At 68.6% G+C, this 19,990-nt stretch carries 13 protein-coding genes and 1 pseudogene; 5 read left to right on the top strand and 9 right to left on the bottom strand.

Annotation, left to right across the window (positions count from 1 at the left end; translation table 11 throughout):
- Nucleotides 1-122: 122 nt before the first annotated feature.
- Together KY49_RS11720 and KY49_RS11715 are read right to left on the bottom strand one after the other, a co-directional pair.
- A complete protein-coding gene (locus KY49_RS11720; RefSeq protein ID WP_042584833.1) occupies nt 123-1,784 on the bottom strand; it encodes an alkaline phosphatase family protein in 1,662 nt (553 codons plus the stop codon).
- 295 nt (nt 1,785-2,079) lie between these two features.
- Nucleotides 2,080-3,021, bottom strand: coding sequence for a LysR family transcriptional regulator (locus KY49_RS11715; protein WP_042584832.1), 942 nt, complete (start codon nt 3,019-3,021; stop codon nt 2,080-2,082).
- A 119-nt stretch (nt 3,022-3,140) separates the two neighbouring features.
- Between KY49_RS11715 and KY49_RS11710 the strand changes: the two genes are divergently transcribed.
- Both KY49_RS11710 and KY49_RS11705 read left to right on the top strand, forming a co-directional pair.
- Nucleotides 3,141-3,998, top strand: coding sequence for an oxidoreductase (locus KY49_RS11710; protein WP_042584831.1), 858 nt, complete (start codon nt 3,141-3,143; stop codon nt 3,996-3,998).
- A 138-nt stretch (nt 3,999-4,136) separates the two neighbouring features.
- Complete coding sequence (locus tag KY49_RS11705) at nt 4,137-4,355, top strand: hypothetical protein (RefSeq protein ID WP_042584830.1); 219 nt, start codon at nt 4,137-4,139, stop codon at nt 4,353-4,355.
- Nucleotides 4,356-4,410: 55 nt separating this feature from the next.
- Here KY49_RS11705 and KY49_RS11700 read toward each other — a convergent pair.
- From KY49_RS11700 to KY49_RS11690, 3 genes and pseudogenes are all read right to left on the bottom strand, one after another.
- Nucleotides 4,411-8,198, bottom strand: a pseudogene (locus KY49_RS11700) (DUF748 domain-containing protein).
- 149 nt (nt 8,199-8,347) lie between these two features.
- Nucleotides 8,348-9,784, bottom strand: a complete 1,437-nt coding sequence (locus KY49_RS11695; protein WP_042584829.1) for a DUF1254 domain-containing protein — start codon at nt 9,782-9,784, stop codon at nt 8,348-8,350.
- A gap of 539 nt (nt 9,785-10,323) precedes the next feature.
- On the bottom strand, nt 10,324-10,623 hold the full coding sequence (locus KY49_RS11690) for a hypothetical protein (RefSeq protein WP_042584990.1): 300 nt from the start codon (nt 10,621-10,623) through the stop codon (nt 10,324-10,326).
- Nucleotides 10,624-11,157: 534 nt separating this feature from the next.
- Here KY49_RS11690 and KY49_RS11685 point away from each other — a divergent pair.
- Nucleotides 11,158-13,950 carry a heavy metal translocating P-type ATPase gene (locus KY49_RS11685; RefSeq protein WP_082062331.1) on the top strand — a complete coding sequence of 931 codons (2,793 nt, stop codon included), beginning with the start codon at nt 11,158-11,160 and terminating at the stop codon, nt 13,948-13,950.
- A 112-nt stretch (nt 13,951-14,062) separates the two neighbouring features.
- On the opposite strand, the gene KY49_RS11680 is transcribed toward KY49_RS11685, so the two are convergent.
- The 3 genes from KY49_RS11680 to KY49_RS11675 form a co-directional block, all read right to left on the bottom strand.
- Complete coding sequence (locus KY49_RS11680) at nt 14,063-14,542, bottom strand: GNAT family N-acetyltransferase (RefSeq protein ID WP_042584828.1); 480 nt, start codon at nt 14,540-14,542, stop codon at nt 14,063-14,065.
- 146 nt (nt 14,543-14,688) lie between these two features.
- Nucleotides 14,689-14,844 carry a hypothetical protein gene (locus tag KY49_RS38100; RefSeq protein ID WP_010096074.1) on the bottom strand — a complete coding sequence of 52 codons (156 nt, stop codon included), beginning with the start codon at nt 14,842-14,844 and terminating at the stop codon, nt 14,689-14,691.
- Between the two features lie 175 nt (nt 14,845-15,019).
- Entirely contained in the window at nt 15,020-16,324 is a 1,305-nt protein-coding gene (locus KY49_RS11675) for a hypothetical protein (RefSeq protein WP_042584827.1), read from the bottom strand.
- Nucleotides 16,325-16,591: 267 nt separating this feature from the next.
- Between KY49_RS11675 and KY49_RS11670 the strand changes: the two genes are divergently transcribed.
- On the top strand, nt 16,592-17,701 hold the full coding sequence (locus KY49_RS11670; protein WP_042584826.1) for an AGE family epimerase/isomerase: 1,110 nt from the start codon (nt 16,592-16,594) through the stop codon (nt 17,699-17,701).
- Here KY49_RS11670 and KY49_RS11665 read toward each other — a convergent pair.
- Nucleotides 17,674-19,293: a methyl-accepting chemotaxis protein gene (locus KY49_RS11665; protein WP_042584825.1), complete on the bottom strand. Its 1,620-nt coding sequence runs from the start codon at nt 19,291-19,293 to the stop codon at nt 17,674-17,676. The two genes, KY49_RS11670 and KY49_RS11665, sit on opposite strands and share 28 nt — an antisense overlap.
- Before the next feature lie 234 nt (nt 19,294-19,527).
- On the opposite strand from KY49_RS11665, the gene KY49_RS11660 reads away from it, so the two are divergent.
- Nucleotides 19,528-19,971: a PaaI family thioesterase gene (locus KY49_RS11660; protein WP_042584824.1), complete on the top strand. Its 444-nt coding sequence runs from the start codon at nt 19,528-19,530 to the stop codon at nt 19,969-19,971.
- The last annotated feature ends 19 nt before the right edge of the window (nt 19,972-19,990 follow it).

The raw sequence follows: 19,990 nt of genomic DNA, 5'->3' as shown, positions 1-19,990 counted from the left end.
CGCGGCGACGATGCCGCCTGTGCTGGTCGCGAAGTAACCGCGGCGCCGGCCATCGCTCTCGAAAAGCAGCGCGGTGCCGCGCAGTGCGCCTGCCGCGCGCGGGCGGCAGGCGATTCACCCGGTCAGTGCTCGATGCCCAGCCCCGGCAGCACGTGCGTGTGCTCGGCGACGACCGCGTGCAGCCGCTCCGGCTCGACGCCGAGCAGCCCGAGGATCGTCGGCGCGACCTGCTTGGTGCCGACGTAGTCGCTGACCGTGCGCGCGCGATGCAGGCCCGGATACGACACGAGCAGGCCGAGGTGGTTGTCGTCCGGCGCATTGCCGCCGTGCTCCTCGTCCTTCTTCGTGCTCGACGTGTAGATCACGCCCGGGTTCGGCTGCACGACGATGTCCGGCGTGCGGCCGTTGGCCGGATCGCCGAACTGCTCGGCGAGCGCGGCGCCGTACAGGATGTACGCCTGCGGGCCGTCCGCGCAGATCCCCGGCGCGTTGCAGCCGAGGTTCGCCTTCAGCGTCTGGACGACGGCGGTGCGCTGGCTGCGGTCGCGCAGCCAGATCAGGCCGACGTCGTCGGTCTGCACGAAGCCCGTGCCGACGAGGCCCGTGCCGTCGTTCAGGTTGCCCGTCGTCGTGTTGTTCTGGCCGAAGTTGCCGTTCGGATCGAGATAGTTGTTCGTTTCGAGCAGCTTCGTCAGCGTGTCGCCGTTCTTCACGAGCTTCGTGTGATCGGTCGGCGACTGGCCGTGCTTCGCCGTCACGATCACGGCCGTCGTGTCGTACAGGTTGCGCTGCTTCAGCTCGGCGACGATCCGGCCGATCGAGTTGTCGACATACGTGATCGCGTTCGCGACTTGCCCGTTCGGCGTGAAGTTCGCGTCCAGGTAGCCGCCGCCCTTCGTCACCGGCGCCTTCTGCGCGACGCTCAGCGTCTGGAAATTCGTGCCGAACAGCGTCGGCACCGGCGCGGCCGTCTTGCCGGTCGAGTCCAGGCCGTCGATCTGGTTGATCAGCGCCTGCACGTGCAGGTTGTCGAACTGCGCGGTGTGCGAATAGACGTCGGTGTAGGCGGTCTTCGTCACCGGGTCGATCGAGTTGATCTCGGTGCGCGCGAGATCGTCGACGCCCTTGCCCGACGGCCCGTTCAGCCAGTCGTAGCCCCATGCATGCTTGTCGGCCCATGCGGTGCGCGCATTCGGGATCGCCGACTTCACGGCCTCGAACACGGTGTTCGTCTTCACGTAGTTGTGCGGATAGACCGGCACGCACTTGCCGCCGACGAGCGCGTTCGGAATCGCCTGCGGGTTGAACGCGCCGCCGCCGTCGAGGTGCACGAGCGGGCCGCCGTTCATCGCGTCGATGCCCGTCGTTTCGTCGAACACGACGTTCCAGCCCTGCTTGCCCGAACAGGTCGTGTCGGTCGGCGCGTACAGGTTGCGGTCGTACGACACGTCGTAGAACAGGCCGGCCGTCTTCGGCGAGCCGCCCGTCACGAGCGCCGCGAGGCCCGGGAACGAATCCGACAGGCCCGGCGTGTGCGCATTCGTGTACGTCACGCCGCTTTGCGCGAGCGCCGCCACGTTCGGGCACGTGTTCGCGCCGATGCAGCGCGCGAGATCCTGCTCGTGCAGGCCGTCGATGCTGAGCAGCAGCACGTGCTTCGCCACGCGGCGGCCGTGCTCATGCCGTTCGTTGTCGCCCTGCGCGCTGGCGCCCGCGCTCGCGAGCGCCAGCGCGCCCGCCACCATCACCGCCACCTTCCGCTGCTTACCGAGGAACGAAATCATCACCCCACCTCATCGATTGACGTTGGACTGCATGGCCTGCGAAACAGGCGCGTCAATATCGCCGAGCCGTGGGACGGCTCCGTGAAGCGAGGCTTTCTGTTTTCTGTCAAACGTAACCAATCGCAAATGACAGCAGGGGGGCGTGTTGCGATGGCTGCGAGCATCGCCGATTCCGCATGCAGCCGCACCATGCAGGTGCATGCGGCGCATGAACGCCCGCCGTGCGGCTTGCAACCGCTTCTGTTGATTCTTCGACGATTACCGGATAAACGCGGTGCGGACCGTCCGCGTTCGGCTACGGCTGCTGCCCGGCGCGAAGCTCGGACGGATCGAGGAAAAAATTTCGGTTGCCGTCCATGCGCTCAACCATGAAATCGATGAACGTCTTCACGCGCAGCGACTGTTCGGTTCGATGCTTGTAGTAGATGTAGATCATCCCGTATTCGGTGACGTGCCGCGTCAGTAGCGGAACGAGTCGGCCGCTTCTGATGTGAGTCGTTGCGTTGAAGCTGCCCAGTTGCCCGATGCCGAGGCCCGATAGCACCGCCTGCGTTTCCATTTCCGTGTCGTTCACGCAGATGGCGGCGGGCACGTCGCGATAAACGATCTCGTCGTCGATACGGAACTGCCACTGCGCGAGCTTGCCCGTGTTTGCGCGCCGGTACCCGGTGCAGCGATGTCGAGCCAGTTCGTCGATGGTCCTCGGTGCGCCGTTGCGCTCGATATATTCCGGCGACGCGCACACGATCAGCTGAATCGGCACCAGTCGGCGCGCGATCGAGCCGCCCGATGGCGGCGGTCCACCGCGAAATCCCACATCGGAGCGGTCGGCCACGAGATCCGTGAACTGATCGTCGAATTGCACTTCGAGCTGCACGTTCTGATAGCGCATCTGGAATTCCTCGAAGTACGGCCACAGGACCGGGAGCCCGAGTGCGCGCGGTGCGCTCACGCGCAGGATACCGCCCACGTCTTCCTTCGCGCGCCGGGCCTCGTCGAGCGCGGACGACAGAATAGCGAGCGCCGGCTTCACGCTGTCGAGAAGCCGTTGGCCTTCCTCCGTCAGGCTCAGCTTGCGGGTGGTCCGATGAAAGAGCCGCACGCCCAGCGCCTTCTCCAATTGCATCACCGCATGGCTCGCGGCCTGCGGCGAGACGCCTTGATCGACCGCCGCGCTCCGCAGGCTTCCGAGCGTCGCGGCGCGTACGAAAGTGGTGATCGCACGAATTTCGTTCATTCCCAGGGCCCCGGATTCGCAAATAAAAGTTGATTATCACCCCAGTATTGGGCGGCTAGTTTGTGTCAATCGTCGTGCCTACCATGGCATCACCTCATCACACACGTAGGAGAGACATCATGGCAAACGTCCAGCAAGGTGGTTTCAAGCGCGTATGGTTCATCACCGGCGCGTCGCGCGGTATCGGCGCATTGATTGCCGAAGCGGCGCTCGCGGACGGCAACGCGGTCGTGGCCGCCGGCCGTCGCGTCCCGGCCATCGTCGAGCGTCTTGGCGACTCGGTTGCGTTGCTGCCGGTCGAGCTGGACGTGACCGACGAGGCCCAAGCCAAGGCGGCGGTGCAGGCGGCGGTCGAAAAATTCGGCCGCGTCGACGTGCTGGTCAACAACGCCGGCTTCGGTCTGCTGGGTGCGGTGGAAGAATCCGCCGACAAGGACGTCCGCCGCATGTACGACACGAACGTATTCGGCTTGCTGAACGTCACGCGTGCCGTGTTGCCGACGATGCGCGCGAACCGCTCGGGCCACGTGATCAATATTTCATCGATTGGCGGTTATCGGGCAGCGGCGGGATTTGGCGTGTACTCGTCGACGAAGTTCGCCGTCGAAGGCATTACGGAAGCGTTGCATGCCGAGTTGAAGCCACTGGGCGTTCACGCGACAGTTGTCGAGCCGGGGTATTTTCGGACGGACTTTCTGGATGCGTCCTCGCTGGTCGTTGCGCCGGACGTGATCGACGATTACGACGAAACCTCGGGTGCGGTTCGCCGCAAGGCCGTGCAATTGAATCGCAACCAGCCTGGCGACCCGGCGAAGCTGGCGGCTGCGATGATCGCGCTTGTCGACGCGCCGAACCCACCGTTGCGCCTTCCGCTTGGCACGGACACACTGGCTGCCATCGCTGCGAAGAACGCTTACGTGGCGCAGGAAACGGAAACGTGGAAGGCACTATCGACATCGACCGACTTCGCTGCGTGAGTGACGAAAGCGGCGTCTCGACATGGGTCGGGCCGCTGCAGCCTGGAGGCCGTCGTTTGGCGCCAAGAACTTTTTTTCCGCCTTGGCGCCCGACTATTGTCATGCGATAAAGGGTTTTCCCTGACCCGGAGCACGAGAATGTCGACCCTGGAAGCCCTCCGGTTCGTGCTGGACGATGCACGCACCCCTGAAATCATTCGCCATCACGTCGTCGACGCGTTGCAGTACGCGCTGCGCAACTACGGACAGGTATTCACGGCGAAGGAAGTGCAGTGGCTGACGCAATGGGACGATCCGCGCCTGCCGCTGGCGGCGAGGAAGGAGCTGGACAAGCGCGAACCCGAAGTCGCGCGCTGAACGTTCCGCCGCCGCGCCCGAACAGACGGACGCGGCAGCGGAGGAACGGCAAGGATCACTTCAAACCGAAGTCGACGCGCGTCGTCGCGCCCTTGTCGTCGATGCCCTTCGCATCGAGCTTCGGCGCGACGATGAACATCCGGCTCGAATCGATCTTCCCTTCGAGGTACTGACGCACCGACTGCGCGCGCGCCTGCGCGAGCGTGCGCAGGCTGCCTTCGTCGACCGGCGCGTGCTCGGCCAGCGCCTTCCTCATGTCGTCGTCCGGCAGCGTCTTCTGCAGGCCGACCAGGTTGCGCGGCTTCTTGAAGTCGGCGGCCTTGTACGCACGCGTCAGATACGTGTGGTACTCGGCCGGCTCGACCTTCACCGAGCGCGGATCGATGCTCTCGCCCTGCCCGACGACGTCCTTCAGCTTCTGCTGGCGCACGAGCCGGTCGACGTAGGTTTCGCGCAGCCCCGGCGTGTCCTTGTCCGGATCGACGCGGCCGATCAGGTCGAGACGAATCGACGCCTTCTCGTTCAGCATCTTCACGACCGTGTCGAGCTTCTTCTGCTGCGCGTCGGCGAGCTCGTCCGAGCCCGGCGCGAACTCGACGTAGCCGAGCTCCTCGCCGCCGCCGCCGAACGCGTGCGCGAGCAGCGTGAACGGCGACGTGACCGCCTTCGCGATCAGGTTCAGCACCGCGCGCCAGATCAGCCCGCCGACGCTGAACTCCGGATTCGACAGCGAGCCCGACACCGGCAGGCTCACGTCGATCTCGCCGCGCGAATTCTTCAACAGCGAGATCGCGAGCTTCACCGGCAGCTTGGTCGCCGTGTCGTTCTCGACGTGGTCGCCGAACGTCAGCTGGTCGATGAAGATGTGGTTGTTCGCCGACAGCTGGTCGTTCGCGAGCTGGTAATGCAGGTCGACGTTGAGCTTGCCCTTCGTGATCGGGTAGCCCGCGTACTTCGCCGAATACGGCGTCAGGTTGGTCAGCTCGATGTCGTGCGCGGTCGCGGTGAGGTCGAGCGCCGGCTTCGCGATCAGCGGATTGACCGTGCCCTTGATCGTGATCGGCCCGTTGCCCGCGAGGTTCGCGGCGACGTCGACCGGCGCGGACGTCGTCGAATCCGTGCCGAACGCGCCGATCGTGCCCTTGATCGCGACGAGGTTCGCCGTGTAGTTCGGCTTGATGAAGTTGTCGGTGTAGTTCACGCGGCCGTTCTGCAGCACGAACTCGCCGAAATGCAGCCGCACCGGGTTCTGCGGCGGTGGCGCGGCCTTGACGACCGTCGACGCCGACGCGGCGGCTGGCGCGGACGCCTGCTGCGCGACCGCGACCGCGGCCACGGCCGACGCGGCGGCCGGCGCCGGCTCGCCCTTGCTCGTGTCGCGCGTCAGCGACTGCGCGGGGCCGGATTCCTTCGCGACGATGTCCTTCAGGTTCAGCCGCCCTTGCGCGTCGAGCAGCACGCGGCCGTAGAAGTTCGAGAACGTCACGCGCGCCGCGTCGACGTCGGTGCCCTTCTCGTCGTAGGTCGCCTTCAGGTTCGACAGCGCGAGCGAGCGCCAGCCCGCGAACGGGTCGGACGTCGCCTTGTCGAGCATCCGCACGTCGACGAGCGCCGCGTCGCCGCGATAGGACGCGCGTGTCGCTCCGTTCGCCTGCGCGAACGCCAGGTTGCCGTTCGCATTGAGCAGCGCGCTCGCGACGGTCGCGTTCAGCGCGCTGCCGAAATACGGCTCGAACGCGGCCGCGTCGAGGCGGTTGCCGTCGATCTTCAGGCCGAGCTTGAGCGGCTGCGCGGTGACGTCGCCCGACACGTTCAGCGAGCCCTTGCGGTTCAGGGTCGCCTTCAGTTCGACCGGCAGCGGCTTCGTCAGGTCGTCGCTGATCTTCTGGACGGACAACGCCAGCGGCTTGATCGCGAGCTTCACCGGGCGCTGCGTCGACAGGTCCGTGTAGTTCGCCGCCGCATCCTTCACGTTCAGCGCGTCGATCCGGTAATGCCACGACGGCGCGGCGGCCTGCGCCTTGCGCGCGACCGTGCGCGCGGGCAGCGCCTTCTGCTCGGCGCTCGCCAGCGCCGCGAGATCGATCGTGCCGTCCTTCAGGCGCGTCACGTCGAGCGCGAGCCCGCTCGCGTCGACGCTCGCGATCTGCGCGGTGCGCGTCGCGAGATCGACCTTCGCGATCTTCGCGCTCGCGTCGGGCAGCACGATGGCCGGCGCCTTCGCGTCCGGCGTCGCGAGCTTCAGCGATTTCAGGCTCACCTCGCTGTCGGCGACCTGCGCGTCGAGCGGCGTCTTGCCCCAGTCGGCCTTCGCGTTGAGCGTCGCGCCGAGCGTGCCGTCGAGCACGCGCGCGCGCGTCGCTTCGCCGAGGTACGGCTGCAGCGCGGGCAGCGCGAGCGCATCGACCGTCAGCTTCGCGTCGGCCTGCTTCGCCGCGACGCTGAACGCGCCTTCGGCCTTCACGTCGCCGCCGCGCGCGAGCGATGTCGACAGCGTGTACTTCGCCGGCGTGTTGCCTTGCAGCGTGAAGCCGTCGAGCGTCGCCGCCAGTTTCGTGAGCGACAGCGTGGTCGGCGTCGCGGGCACGCGGTCGTCGAGGTTGATCGTGCCGCCGTCGATCGCGAAGTGGCGAATCGTCAGGTCGAGCGGCGGCGCCTTGGTTTCGACCGGCGCTGCGGCGCCCGATGCAGCCTGCGCCGCGCTCGCCGCTGCCGGCACGGCCACGCCCGACGCGGCCGGCGCGGCCGACGGCGCCTTTGCGTTGGGTGCCGCCGCGGGGTGCGCGGCCAGCTTCTCGACGTTCAGCACGCCCTGCCGGTCGCGCGCGAGATCGACGACCGGCTGGTCGACGCGGATCTCGTCGAAATGCAGCGCGTTGCGCAGCGGCTCGAGGCCGGCCGCCGCGACGTGCACGCCGCGCGCGGCGAACAGCGGCTCGGACGCCGCGCTCGTCACCTTCGCGTCGTTCAGGTCCACGGTGCCCGACACGCGCAGCGCCGGCGTCGCGCCGCTCATCACGAAATTGAGCTTGAGGTTGCTGCTGAGCAGGCCGCTCGTCACCGCGACCGGCAGCTTCGCCGGCACGTACGAGATCAGCTGCGGCACATCGAGCTTGTCGAACTTCAGCGCGATCTCCGATTCGCGCGACTGCGCGAACGGCTTGGTCCGGCCTTCGATCGCGATCGGGCTGCCGTCGAGCCGCAGGCGCAGCTTCGGCTGGACGAAGATGTCGGTCTTCGACGGCAGCGTCGCGATGTACGGAATGCCGAGCGTCCAGTTGTCGACGACGTGCTTTTCATTGAGCAGGCGGTCGTCGAAGTCGATCCGGCCGTCGTTGATCTGGATGTTCGACACCGAGAAGTGCGTCGGCTTGCTTTCCGGTTTCGACGGCGTCGAGAGCTTCTCGATCAGGTCGGTGAAGTTGAAGCGCTGCGCGTCGTAGCGCACGACGTGAAAGCGCGGCGCATCGACGCGGATTTCGTTGACGATCGGCGCGCCGCGAAACAGCGACGTCCACGACGGGCGCACGACGAGCTTGCCGATGTCGATGAAATCGCCCTGGCCGCCGCGCTCGCCGAGATGGATGCCGTCGGCTTCGAGGTTCAGCGTATACGGATTGAGCGCGATGCGCTGGATCGTCGCGGGACGGTCGAGCTGCCGGCTCAGCTGCTGTTCCGCGATGTGGCGGATCAGCGGCGGCGCGGCGAAGAACCCGAGCAGTCCGAACAGAACGAGGAAGATCAGCACGCCGAGGCCGATGCGCCGGGTCCGGCGCGCGCGCGCGCGACGTCGCGCAGCGCGTGCAGCGTCGAGGAAACGGTGTCTTTGTTGAGGCTTGCCATGCCGAATTGCCTTGGGAGCAATATTTCAGGGAATCCGGGGAATCGGTGCGATCCGGCCCGTTTCCCGCAAGTATAGGCTCAGGGGGTGACGGAACGCAGATGGGGCCGCCGCCGCGCCTGCCGGTCGGACCGGCGCGGCGGCGGCGCGTTCACTTGCGCACGACGACGGGCGGCATCCAGGAGCCGTCGTTCGCCTTCGGCTTCGGCGCGTAGAGCCGCAGCGCCAGCGCGAAGTCCGCGCGCGGCGCCGGCAGCCAGTTCGCCGCGTTCGCGCCGCCCGGCGACGTCGCGGAGACGACGATGTCGATCGAGCCGTCGCGGTTGCGGCGCAGCCGGTCGCGATCGCCGAGCGAGCGGCGGGCGGCGCCGACGTCGGGCAGCGCGCCGCCCGTCGTGTAGGGCGTGAGCGTCCAGAACGCGCGCACGGGCGGCAGCGCGCCCGCCGCGAAATGCAGCGTGTAGCGGTTCGCGCCGTTCAGCGCATGGCCGTCGCTGTCGACGCGCACGACCGCGAGCGTCTCGTCGTCGCGCGTCGCGGTGCCGAACTGCGTGTAGGCCGCGAAGGCGCGCAGCGCGTAGTCCTGGCCGTACTTGCCGGCGGTGTCGCCGATCCAGCTCCAGCCGTTCGCGTTCAGCAGGTTCGGCGGCGGCGCCGCGAGCCGCGCGCGCGCTTCGGCGACGCCCGCCGTCGCGGCCGTGAGGCGATCGCCCGTCCACAGCACCGGATAGCCGGCCATCACGCCGATTTCCTCGAGCTGCTGCTGCGCGTGCGCGTCGTCGGCGGGCGCCGGGTTGTCCTGCAGCGCCTGCGCGAAGCGCGTGAAGTACGCCTTCGGGTCGAGCGCCGCGACCTGCTCGGCCGGCGTGCCGCCGCTCGCCGCCTCGGCGGCTGCGCTGCCGGCGTGCACCGCGACCGACGCGCCGCGCGCCGCGCCCGTATACACCGACAGCGGCACCACGCGGATCGCGCGCTGCAGTTTCTTCACGGCGGTCAGGTCGCGGCCGCCGCTCGTCTGCAGGCGCACTTCGAGCCACGCGTTGCGCGACGGCGCGTCGACGCGCGTCACGCCCTTCGGCAGCGTGCCCTGCCAGTCCTTCGCGGCGAAGGCAATCGTTTGCGATCGGGGGCCGCCGCGCGGGCCGCGCGCGGCCGCATTCGACGACCACAGCACGTTGGTCCACATGTCGAGCGCGCGGGCGTCCCAGTAGCGGCCGCGGGTGTCGGGCAGCGTGACGATCACCGGTTCGGCGGCCACGTCGAGCCAGCCGGTCGAATCGAGCGTGTCGACGCCCGGCAGCGGCGGGTTGACCGCGCCGACGGGCGGCAGCGCCTGCGCATGGCGCAGCGTGTTGACGGGCGCTTGGCCGGGCTGCGCGCCGTCGCCGCCGGTGGCGGCGTCCTTCGCGACGTCCATCATCACGAGCGGATACGCATATATATAGGCGTCGGCCACTTCGGCACGCATCCAGCCGGTCTTGCGCGGGATCGCGTCGGGCTGGGTGGCGCATCCGGCCAGAAGGGCCGCAATGGCCAGCGACGCGCAGGCGCGCCGCAGAGAAACGGATTCTCGTCGGGTTTTTATCATTGATTCGTGGCCGTATCTAATTCTTTGTAAATCAACGCCTTGCGCGATTCGCAACCTGCGAATCCAAGGCCAAGCAAGGTCAATCGAGGCTGCCCCGGCCTTGCCGCGCTGCAATTTCACCGCAGCGGGCGCTATCGTCAGGCCGGTATCATAGCGCCTCGGGGCATTCCCCAATATGCCGGATGCTTGTCATTGCGACCGCGAAATGCGCGGGGCGGACGCCATGGCGACCGACCGCCGGCCGATGCCGTCGACGCGAAATTGGAAACGGGAATGAGACTGCACGTGCCAGCAGCCCAGAACGGCCGGCCGGGCTAGCTGGCTGTGAAGTTGGCGGTTACGCAGGCATGCGCTGTCGTTGCGGACAGGTCGAACATGACCGCTCGTTCTGGCTCGGCGGAATCTGACAGGCGAGCATTGCGCGGCCGCACCGGGGACTGCCCCGACGCGGCCGGTCATTGAATTGGAACCGCATTCGCCCCGACATCTTCTTCAAATCAAACTACCGCAGTCGATATAAATGCGGATCCGATCGACATTCAGGCAATCGTTCCGATAACGATGAAGCTGAAATTCCGGTCGGAATATTTTCCATACTGGTCGCCGGTTTGAACCGTGATCTCACCGGGATTAACTACCGGAAAGATCACGTTGTCCAGCGTGCTTTGCCCGTTGCCAAACGCCCCTTGCGAGCCGACAACCGCCGGCGTCTTGGTGAATTGGACACTGAACTTGATCTGATACGTGCCGGTGCTTTCACGTTTCACGGCGAATCCGCCCGAGCCATCCAAAACCACGCCATCTCTATTGACACTGCCCCACAGTGTAACTTGAGCCATGATCACTTCTCCTTCGCTATTTTTTAAAACAATAAAGAGAATTGAAAACGGGATGTCGATTCCATGTCACCAGAATTCCCCGGATCGACAGCTTCATTTTATGCGGCAGATTTTCATATTTGGAGAACTCGGCAAATAATTTGTTGGAATTTTTATTTCCAATAAATGAATTATGTAATTGAAAGCGCGAATTGTTGCATGACGTCGGCGCGTAGCCTTTTGCAGAGCAATCGTTGCGGCGGCAGGAAAATTCTCGAACACGGGCTGCGCGGCGAAGTTGTCGACGACGTATCGGACACATGTCCAGCAAGGTTTCGTGAGCTTCGGGATGAACAGGCCGTAGCCCTGAGTCGCGCAGTCGTCCATCATGAAGACCTGTATGTTCATGTATGGAGCCCTCTGCCGACGGTTCGACGCGGACGCATGGCCGATGCCTGCCCGCGACGCATCGTCGCTGCCGCTTGACCTTCCCATGATGGGAATGTTGATATTTGACCTGTCTGCGGCTCAGACCGCGCTTTTTGGGAACCCGACATGACAGAACCTCTCGCCTCGGCGGCGCTGAACACGATCGTGCTGACGGTGGACGGCATGCATTGCGGCGGCTGCACCGGGCGCGTGCAGCGCGCGCTGGCCGGCGTGCCGGGCGTCGTCGACGCCGCCGTCGATCTCGCCGATCGCTCGGCCACCGTGAGCGCGCACGATACGGTCGATCCGGCCCGGCTGGTCGAAGCGGTCAGCGACGCGGGCTATCGCGCGACGTTGCGCGAGTCGGTCGACACGAGCGAACGTCACGCTGACGCTGCCGCCGCGACGGCGCCGATCGAACTCGAAATCGAAGGGATGACCTGCGCATCGTGCGTCGCGCGCGTCGAAAAGGCGCTGGCCGGCGTGCCGGGCGTCACGCGCGCGTCGGTCAATCTCGCGACCGAGCGCGCGACGGTCGACGCGGCGGCCGGCGTGACGACCGCGCAACTGGTCGACGCGGTCAAGCAGTCCGGCTATCAGGCGACGCCGGTCGCGGAACCGGAGGCCGCCATCGTACCGGGCCCCGCACCCGGCGCGGTCGAACTCGACATCGGCGGGATGACCTGCGCGTCCTGCGCCGGCCGCGTCGAAAAGGCCCTCGCGAACGTGCCGGGCGTCGCCCGCGCGTCGGTCAACCTGGCGACCGAGCGCGCGACGGTGCACGGCGCCGCCCCGCTCGACCCGGCCGCGCTGATCGCGGCGGTCACGGCCGCCGGCTACCGGGCGTCGCGCGTCGCCGCACCGGCCGGCGCATCCGGAACGCCTGCCACGACCGGCGCGCCCGCCGGCACGAAACCGGACGCCGCGAAAGCCACGGACGCCGACACGCGCAAGCGCCGCGAGGCGATCCGCGAACGCAACCTCGTGATCGCCGCCGCGCTGCTGAGCGCGCCGCTGATCGCGCCGATGTTCGCCGCGCCGTTCGGCGTCGACGCGATGCTGAACGGCTGGTTCCAGCTGGTGCTGGCGTCGCTCGTCCAGTTCGGCTTCGGCGCGCGCTTCTACCGCGCGGCCTGGCACGCGATCAAGGCGCGCGCCGGCAACATGGACCTGCTCGTCGCGCTCGGCACGTCGGCCGCCTACGGCCTGAGCCTGTGGATGCTGCTGCGCGACCCCATGCATCCGGGCCATCTGTATTTCGAGGCGTCGGCCGTGATCATCACGCTGGTGCGCTTCGGCAAATGGCTCGAAGCGCGCGCGAAGCGCCAGACCACGGAAGCGATCCGCGCACTGAACGCGCTGCGGCCGGACCGCGCGCGCATCGTCGAACACGGCGTCGAACGCGACGTGCCGCTCGCGCAGGTGCGCGTCGGCACGGCCGTCAGCATCCGGCCCGGCGAACGGGTGCCGGTGGACGGCCGGGTCGTGTCGGGCCGCTCGCACATCGACGAATCGCTGATCACCGGCGAAAGCCTGCCGGTCGCGAAGGACGACGGCGATCCGGTGACGGCCGGCTCGATCAACGGCGAAGGCGCGCTGATCGTCGAAACCACCGCGATCGGCGCGGAGACGACACTCGCCCGCATCATCCGGCTCGTCGAGTCCGCTCAGGCGGAGAAGGCGCCGATCCAGCGGCTCGTCGACCGCGTCAGCGCGGTGTTCGTGCCGGCGATCCTCGGCATCGCGGCGCTCACGCTGATCGGCTGGCTGATTGCCGGCGCGGGCGCGGAAACCGCGATCCTCAACGCGGTCGCGGTGCTCGTGATCGCGTGCCCGTGCGCGCTAGGCCTCGCGACGCCCGCCGCGATCATGGCCGGCACCGGCGTCGCCGCGCGTCACGGCGTGCTGATCAAGGATGCGCAGGCGCTCGAGCTCGCGCAGCGCGCGACCGTGATCGCGTTCGACAAGACCGGCACGCTCACCGAGGGCAAGCCGTCCGTCACCGCGTTCGACGCGGTCGGCCTGCCGCGCGACGAGGCGCTCGCGCTCGCCGCGGCGGTGCAGCGTCACAGCGATCATCCGCTGGCGCGCGCCGTGGTCGCCGCGCACCATGCCGACGTCGCGGCGCGTGGCGGCGCGACGTCGGCGCCCGTCGCGACCGACGCACGGGCGGTCGCCGGACGCGGCGTCGAGGCGCGCGTCGCCGGCCGGCGGCTGGCGCTCGGCAGCACGCGCTGGCGCGACGAGCTGGGCATCGCCGCGCCGCCCGCGCTGGATGCGCGCGCGGCCGAGCTCGAACGCGCCGGCAACACGATCTCGTGGCTGATGCGCGCCGACGCGCCGCGTGCGCCGCTCGCGCTGATCGCGTTCGGCGACACCGTGAAGCCCGGCGCACGCGACGCGATCGCGGCGCTCGCCGCGCGCGGCGTCGCGAGCGTGCTCGTGACGGGCGACAACCGCGGCAGCGCGGCGGCGGTCGCGGCGTCGCTCGGCATCGGCGAAGTCCACGCGCAGGTGCTGCCGGACGACAAGGCGCGCGTCGTCGCGGAGCTCAAGCGCACGCACGACGGCATCGTCGCGATGGTCGGCGACGGGATCAACGACGCGCCCGCGCTCGCCGCGGCCGACGTCGGCATCGCGATGGCGACCGGCACCGACGTCGCGATGCACACCGCCGGCATCACGCTGATGCGCGGCGACCCGAGCCTCGTCGCCGACGCGATCGACATCTCGAAGCGCACGTACCGCAAGATCCAGCAGAACCTGTTCTGGGCGTTCGTCTACAACCTGGTCGGCGTGCCGCTCGCGGCGCTCGGCTGGCTGAACCCGGTGATCGCGGGCGCGGCGATGGCGTTTTCCAGCGTGAGCGTGGTGACGAACGCGCTGCTGCTGCGGCGATGGAAGGGGCGGGCTCGGTGACGCGACGCGCCGCGCGGCTGAGCGCGGCGCCATTACGGGAAAGAAAGGACGGGCCCGGTTGCGCCGGGCCCGTTTGCATGGAGCCGCGTGGGAGGGCCGGATTGAACCGGCGTTAGCCCGACACGACCGGCTTGATCAGCGTCGTCGTGATCGGCACGAAGCCGCACGCACGATACAGCGCCCGCGCGGCCGCGTTGTGATTGAACACGGACAGGCCGATCTCGGTCACGCCGTACCGGCGCGCCTCGGCCTCGAGCGCATCGAGCACGCGCGTGGCCCAGCCCTGGCGGCGCCTGGACGGCGCGATTTCGAGATCGTAGATGAACAGCGTGCGGTTCGGACCTTCGGTCACGATCGCGTACCAGAGATCGCCGAGCACTTCGCCATCGGCGGCGTCGACGAGGGAGACGAGTATCTGGCCCGGTGTCAGCAGGCCGTCCGGCAGCAAGGTGTCGAAACAGGCCCGGGCGCGGGCGGGCGCGTCTTCGACGGCGTTTTGCCCGGATGAGACGAGGTCGCGCGCGTAGCCGTCGATGGCTCGCGTGCGGTACGCATGAAATTCGCCGGCCGTCATCGGCCGCATCTGCAGCATGGCCCGGTCGCCGTGAGAGGAATCGGACTTCCAGTGTAGCGGGACGGTCGCGCTCGCACACGGACGGTGCGGCGGCGGAAACGGGCGGGCAGGTGCGGCGGGCGCCGCGCTGAATCAGCGAATCAGCGAATCAGCGAATCAGCGAATCAGCGACGGTACAGGCAAAGCGGCACGAGGTGCGACCGGCGCACGCGCTCGGCTTCGGCGTGACGCGCGGCGTACGAGTATTCCGCATCGAGCGGCAGGTGCGGCGAAACGAACAGATCGTCGATCTTTTGCAGCAGGGCGAGGATGAAGCTCATGGGCGACTCCCGACAGGGTTAGCTAGGGTTTTCCCTTAGACGGACTCCATTCTAAGGGTTTTCCCTAGACTCTGCCAGCGTGCCGCAGCAATTTGCCGCAACCGGCCAATGACGAGCCCAGCGCCACAAACGCCGATCTCGGTGTGGCGGGGCTCTCCAGGTAGGGTCGAAACGTTCAGCGGCCCCGACGGACGCGCTTCCCCGCCGCCGTCTGGCGGCTCACGTTGCGTTCCAGGCGGTCGACCTGCGACAGGAGCGCGTCGTTGTGCTGCTCGAGCGTCGTGACCGTGGCCTGCTGCGTCGCCAGATCGGCGGTCAGGCGATCGATTCGCTGCTGCTGGGCGACGGCGCCGAGCTTCAGGCGCGACATCTGCATCGTCTGCATCACCAGCGCGACGAGCCCCGCCAGCACGACGACGGCCAGCGCCAGCAACAGGCGGTTCACCCGGCGCATTTCCCGATCGGCCGCGCGTTTGAGCGCGGTCGTTTCCGCCTGCAATGCGGCCAGACGGTCGGAGAGCGGCCGCAGCTGCGTATCGGCATCGAACGACGGCCCGGCGTGGTCCGACGACGGTTTCGTGACGAACGTCGCCGCGGACGCCGCCGGCCGCGCAGCCGACGCAGCCGCATCGTCGCGTTCGCGCGCGGTGACGGAGGGCTCGACGCTCATGGCAGAGGCGGCCTTGCCCGGCCCGGACGCTGCGTCAGCCGCTCCCGGCGCGGGCCGTGCGGTCGCTTCGCGGGCGGCTGCCGCCGACGTGCGGCGCTTCGTCCCCGTCGATGAGCGGGCGCCTGCCGCGCGCGGGGGCGCCGGCTTCGTTGCCGCGCCGCCGTCGTCTTTCGTGGAAACCGCGGCAGCCGCTGCAAGCGGCAGCGTTGCCGCCGCGCCGGCCGTCGCGATGTCCTCGGCACGGCTCGGCGCGACGCTGTCCTGCGCTGCCGACGCGGCGTCGGCGGTGTGAGCTGACGCATCCTGCGCCGTCGCGTCGGAGGCGACTTCCAGCGTCGCCTCGGCCGCCGGCTCGCGCTCGGCGCCAGCCGGCATGCCTTCCTCCGTCGGCTCGAACGCCGCCCCTGATGCAGCGTCGGCAGCCGCCGGCACATGTCCGGCCTCTGCCGTCGCGCCATCGGCGGCAGGCTCGCCGCCAGCCGCAGCCGGGACCGCCACCTCCGGCGCGTCGAACCCGTCGAGCGTCGCTTGCTGATGATCCGGCGCGTCGCTTGCAGCGTCGACGACGGCCGCGGCCTCGGCCACCCGACTGCGTGCGACCGCCGACGCCCCTTCACCGGCCTCGAGCACCGGATCGCCGAACAGGTCGAGCGTACGCTCGTCGCGAGGCGCGCCGGCCGCCTGCGCGTCGCCGCCGGGCTGCATCGTCGCGCGGGCCGGCGCGCGGCCCGCGGCAGCGGCGGCGCGACGGCGCGGCTTCGCGGACGGACGGTTGGAACGGGAACGGGGCGTGGCGACGGATTCGGTCATGGAGGTCGGGATGCGGGGCCCCGCGAACGCGGAACCGGAGCGTCAAACGGAATCAGTGACCGCGCATTGTCGCATGACCTGTCGCCTATTCATCTCAGGCCCCGCCGTTTCCGTCGTCGCCGCGCGTCACGCCGGGCAGCGCGCGCACGCAGCGGATTTCCGTCCTTTTTGTGGTGCCGGCCGGCCGCCGAATGCTTTATCCTTGGCCCCCGGCCGCGCGCATCCGGCGCGCGCCAACACGATTCGATTCACGCGCTCAACCCCGTCATGTCCGATTTCGACTCCGCTTCCGCCCAGGCCGCTCAACTGCGCCGCCATTTCGCGCACGTCGTCTTGCCGATCTGGCGGGGGTCAGGGTTCGATCGCGCGCTGCAACTGCCGTTCGAAGCCGTCGATCCGGCCACCCACGCGCCGCTGCCGGTCGCACGCTATCGCGCGATGGCCTGCGCGCGGCAGCTGTTCGTGTTCGCGCAGGCCGGCGAGGCCGATCACGCGGCGACGCTGTTCGACGCGCTTTGCCGCCATTTCCGCGACGCCCGCCACGGCGGCTGGCACTACAGCATCGACGCGGCCGGCGCGCCGCTCGACACGACCAAGGACCTGTACACGCACGCGTTCATCGTGTTCGCCTGCGCCGCGTATCACGCGGCCTCGGGCGAGCGCGCCGCGCGCACGGTCGCCGAAGACACGGCCGCGCTGATCCAGGATCGCTTCGCGCCGCAGCGCGGCGATGCGCTGCTCGACGCCGCGCGTCATGCCGATTTCTCGTCGTCGGGCAGCGGAGCGCTGCAGAATCCGCTGATGCACCTGACGGAAGCATGGCTGGCGGCGTCCGGCGCGTTCGGCGACGCCGCGTTCGACGATGCGCTCGCGCGCACCGCGCAGGCGGTCGAGCGCACGTTCGTCGACACGGCCACCGGCTGCGTCGCCGAGCTGCCGCTCGGCTCGGCGGACAACCGCTTCGAGCCGGGGCATCAATTCGAATGGTTCTATCTGGTCGACGCGGCCGGTGCGCGGGTCGCGCATACCGGCCTGCGCGACGCGCTCGCGCGTGCCTTCGCGTTCGCCGAACGGCACGGCGTCGATGCGCGGACGGGCGGCGTCAGCGCCGCGCTCGACGCGCAAGGCGCGTGCCTGGACGGCACGCAGCGGATCTGGGCGCAGACCGAGTATCTGCGCGCGCTCGCGACGCACGGCGGCACGCCGGCGTCCGCGCCGCTGGCGGCGCAGATCGCGCGCTTCGCCGCACGCTTCCTGCATCCGCGCGGCTGGTTCGAGTGCAAGACGGCCGATGGCCAGGTGTCGCGCGCCGACATGCCGTCGACGACGCCTTATCACCTCGCGACCGCTTACGCGGCGCTGCCCGCCGACGCATAAGCCGGCGCGCCGAACGACGGCGCGGCGCGTCCGCCGAGCGGCGAGCGCACGTCGCCGAGCTCGAACACCGACACCGCCTGCATCAGGTGCGTGGTCTGGTCGTTCAGCGACGCGGCCGCCGCGGCAACCTGCTCCACCAGCGCCGCGTTCTGCTGGGTCAGCTGGTCCATCTGCGTGACGGCCTGATTGACCTGCTCGATCCCGACGGTCTGCTCGACCGACGCCGACGTGATCTCGGTCATCGTCTGCACGACGCGCGAGATCGACGTCGACACCGTGCGCATCGCTTCGCCCGCGCGCTCGACGAGCTCCGCGCCGCCGTTGATCTGCGCGACCGAATCCTCGATCAGCGTCTTGATTTCCTTCGCCGACTGCGCGCTGCGCTGCGCGAGCGAGCGCACCTCGCCCGCGACCACCGCGAAGCCGCGGCCCTGCTCGCCCGCGCGCGCCGCTTCCACCGCCGCGTTCAGCGCGAGGATGTTGGTCTGGAACGCGATCCCGTCGATCACCGAGATGATTTCCGCGATGCGCCCCGAGCTTTGCGCGATGCCGCGCATCTTGTCGATCACGCTGTCGACGACCCCGCCGCCGTGGCTCGTCGCCTTGAGCGCGTCGTCGGCCAGCACGCTCGCCGCGCGGGCGCTGTCGGTGTTCTGGCGCACGGTCGCGGTCAGCTCCTCCATGCTCGCGGCGGTTTCCTCGAGCGACGCGGCCTGCGTGCCGGTGCGCGCCGACAGGTCCGCATTGCCGCTCGCGATCTCGCCCGCGCCGAGGTGGATCGCGTCGGACGCGTGGCGCACGACGCGCACCGTCTCCGCGATGCTCGCCTGCATCGTGGCGAGCCCGCGCAGCATCCGGTCGATCTCGTACACGCCGCCCGCGCGCACGTCCTCGTCGAGCCGGCCCTGCGCGATCCGCTCGAAATGCAGGCCCGCCTCGTCGAGCGGCGCGACCACCGCGCGCCGCGCAGCCGCGTAGATCGCCGCGCTGCTCGCCAGCATCGCGGCCAGCAGCACGATGCCGACCCACTTGAACCAGCTCATGCCCGCGTCGATCGTGCCGAGCGCGGTGCGGCTCGATGCGCCGCCGTACTCGACGAAGCGATGCAGCTCGGACAGGTACGCATCCTGGATGCTCTGGGTCGGCTGGTCGAGAAACGCCTGGATGTTGTCGCCGTCGAGAAACTGCACGAGCTCCGCGAGCGCCGCGTGGATTTTCCGGTAGCGCTCGGTGAGCGCCGCGACGCGCGTGCGGTTTTCCTCGTCGACCGGCTGCGCCGCGGCGAGCGCGGCGAACGCCTTGTCCGCCTCGGCGAGCGAATCGCTCGCATGGCGGATGATGTCGTCCGGCTTCGGGCCGCCGCGCACCATCCGCGTGCCGGCGCGCGACAGGTTGATGCGCGCGTCGAGCAGGCGTTCGGTCGCCTGGTTCGCCGCGCCGACCTGCGCGATCGCGACGTTCGACAGGTCGTCGACGCCGCTGCGCGTCGACGTGAACGACCAGAAGCCGAGCGCCTCGACCGCCAGCATGAAGAGACAGAACATGGTCAACACGCCGAGCAGACCCGACGCGAGCTTGATTTTGCTGAACATGGAAATTCCTGGAAAGCGACGATGGAGCAATGCCCCGGCGTTAGCGGCAATTCCCGGGCGGACTTTAGGCATGCCCGAGAATCTCCTCCAATTTACGGAGGTCGCGCGCGTGCGACGCAATAATCGCATTGCGCGGCGCCGCCAATCGCAGGAAATGCGGACAGATTTCCTTGCTTATCCGCGCCCCGCTTCCTAGAGTTCAGCGCAAGCGGCCACTCATTGCGAGGCAAGTCGATGACGGACATCGTGGATCACGCCCGCGGCGCATTGCGGGCGCAACCGTTCAGCATGCTGCTCGGCACGGAGCTGATGCACATCGGCGAGCATGAAGTGTCGCTGTGCCTGCCCGTGCGCGACGAGTTGCGGCAGCAGCACGGCTACGTGCACGGCGGCGTCATCAGCTACCTCGCCGACAACGCGCTGACGTTCGCCGGCGCGCTCGCGCTCGGGCCGCGCGTGATCACGGCCGAATACAAGATCAACTATCTGCGGCCGGCGGTGAACGGCACGCTCGTCGCCCGCGCGACGCTCGTCTATGCGGGGCGGCAACAGGCGACCTGCCAGTGTCACGTGTTCGTCATCGACGGCGATCACGAGCGGCTGGTCGCGATCGCGCAGGGCACGATCAACCGCGTCGGCGACGGGAAGGTGCCGGGGGCGCCGGAGGAAGCGGCATAGCACACGCAGATGCCGGTTT

The organism is Burkholderia sp. MSHR3999, assembly GCF_000833595.1.
Taxonomy (GTDB): Bacteria; Pseudomonadota; Gammaproteobacteria; order Burkholderiales; family Burkholderiaceae; genus Burkholderia; species Burkholderia ubonensis.
Note: the sequence above shows the minus strand (reverse complement) of the source record. Positions and strands in the feature narration are given on the sequence as shown.

Coding starts and splice junctions, on each gene's coding strand:
- KY49_RS11720 (WP_042584833.1), bottom strand. CDS start 1,784: ATGATTTCGTTCCTCGGTAAGCAGCGGAAGGTGGCGGTGATGGTGGCG.
- KY49_RS11715 (WP_042584832.1), bottom strand. CDS start 3,021: ATGAACGAAATTCGTGCGATCACCACTTTCGTACGCGCCGCGACGCTC.
- KY49_RS11710 (WP_042584831.1), top strand. CDS start 3,141: ATGGCAAACGTCCAGCAAGGTGGTTTCAAGCGCGTATGGTTCATCACC.
- KY49_RS11705 (WP_042584830.1), top strand. CDS start 4,137: ATGTCGACCCTGGAAGCCCTCCGGTTCGTGCTGGACGATGCACGCACC.
- KY49_RS11695 (WP_042584829.1), bottom strand. CDS start 9,784: ATGATAAAAACCCGACGAGAATCCGTTTCTCTGCGGCGCGCCTGCGCG.
- KY49_RS11690 (WP_042584990.1), bottom strand. CDS start 10,623: ATGGCTCAAGTTACACTGTGGGGCAGTGTCAATAGAGATGGCGTGGTT.
- KY49_RS11685 (WP_082062331.1), top strand. CDS start 11,158: ATGACAGAACCTCTCGCCTCGGCGGCGCTGAACACGATCGTGCTGACG.
- KY49_RS11680 (WP_042584828.1), bottom strand. CDS start 14,542: ATGCTGCAGATGCGGCCGATGACGGCCGGCGAATTTCATGCGTACCGC.
- KY49_RS38100 (WP_010096074.1), bottom strand. CDS start 14,844: ATGAGCTTCATCCTCGCCCTGCTGCAAAAGATCGACGATCTGTTCGTT.
- KY49_RS11675 (WP_042584827.1), bottom strand. CDS start 16,324: ATGACCGAATCCGTCGCCACGCCCCGTTCCCGTTCCAACCGTCCGTCC.
- KY49_RS11670 (WP_042584826.1), top strand. CDS start 16,592: ATGTCCGATTTCGACTCCGCTTCCGCCCAGGCCGCTCAACTGCGCCGC.
- KY49_RS11665 (WP_042584825.1), bottom strand. CDS start 19,293: ATGTTCAGCAAAATCAAGCTCGCGTCGGGTCTGCTCGGCGTGTTGACC.
- KY49_RS11660 (WP_042584824.1), top strand. CDS start 19,528: ATGACGGACATCGTGGATCACGCCCGCGGCGCATTGCGGGCGCAACCG.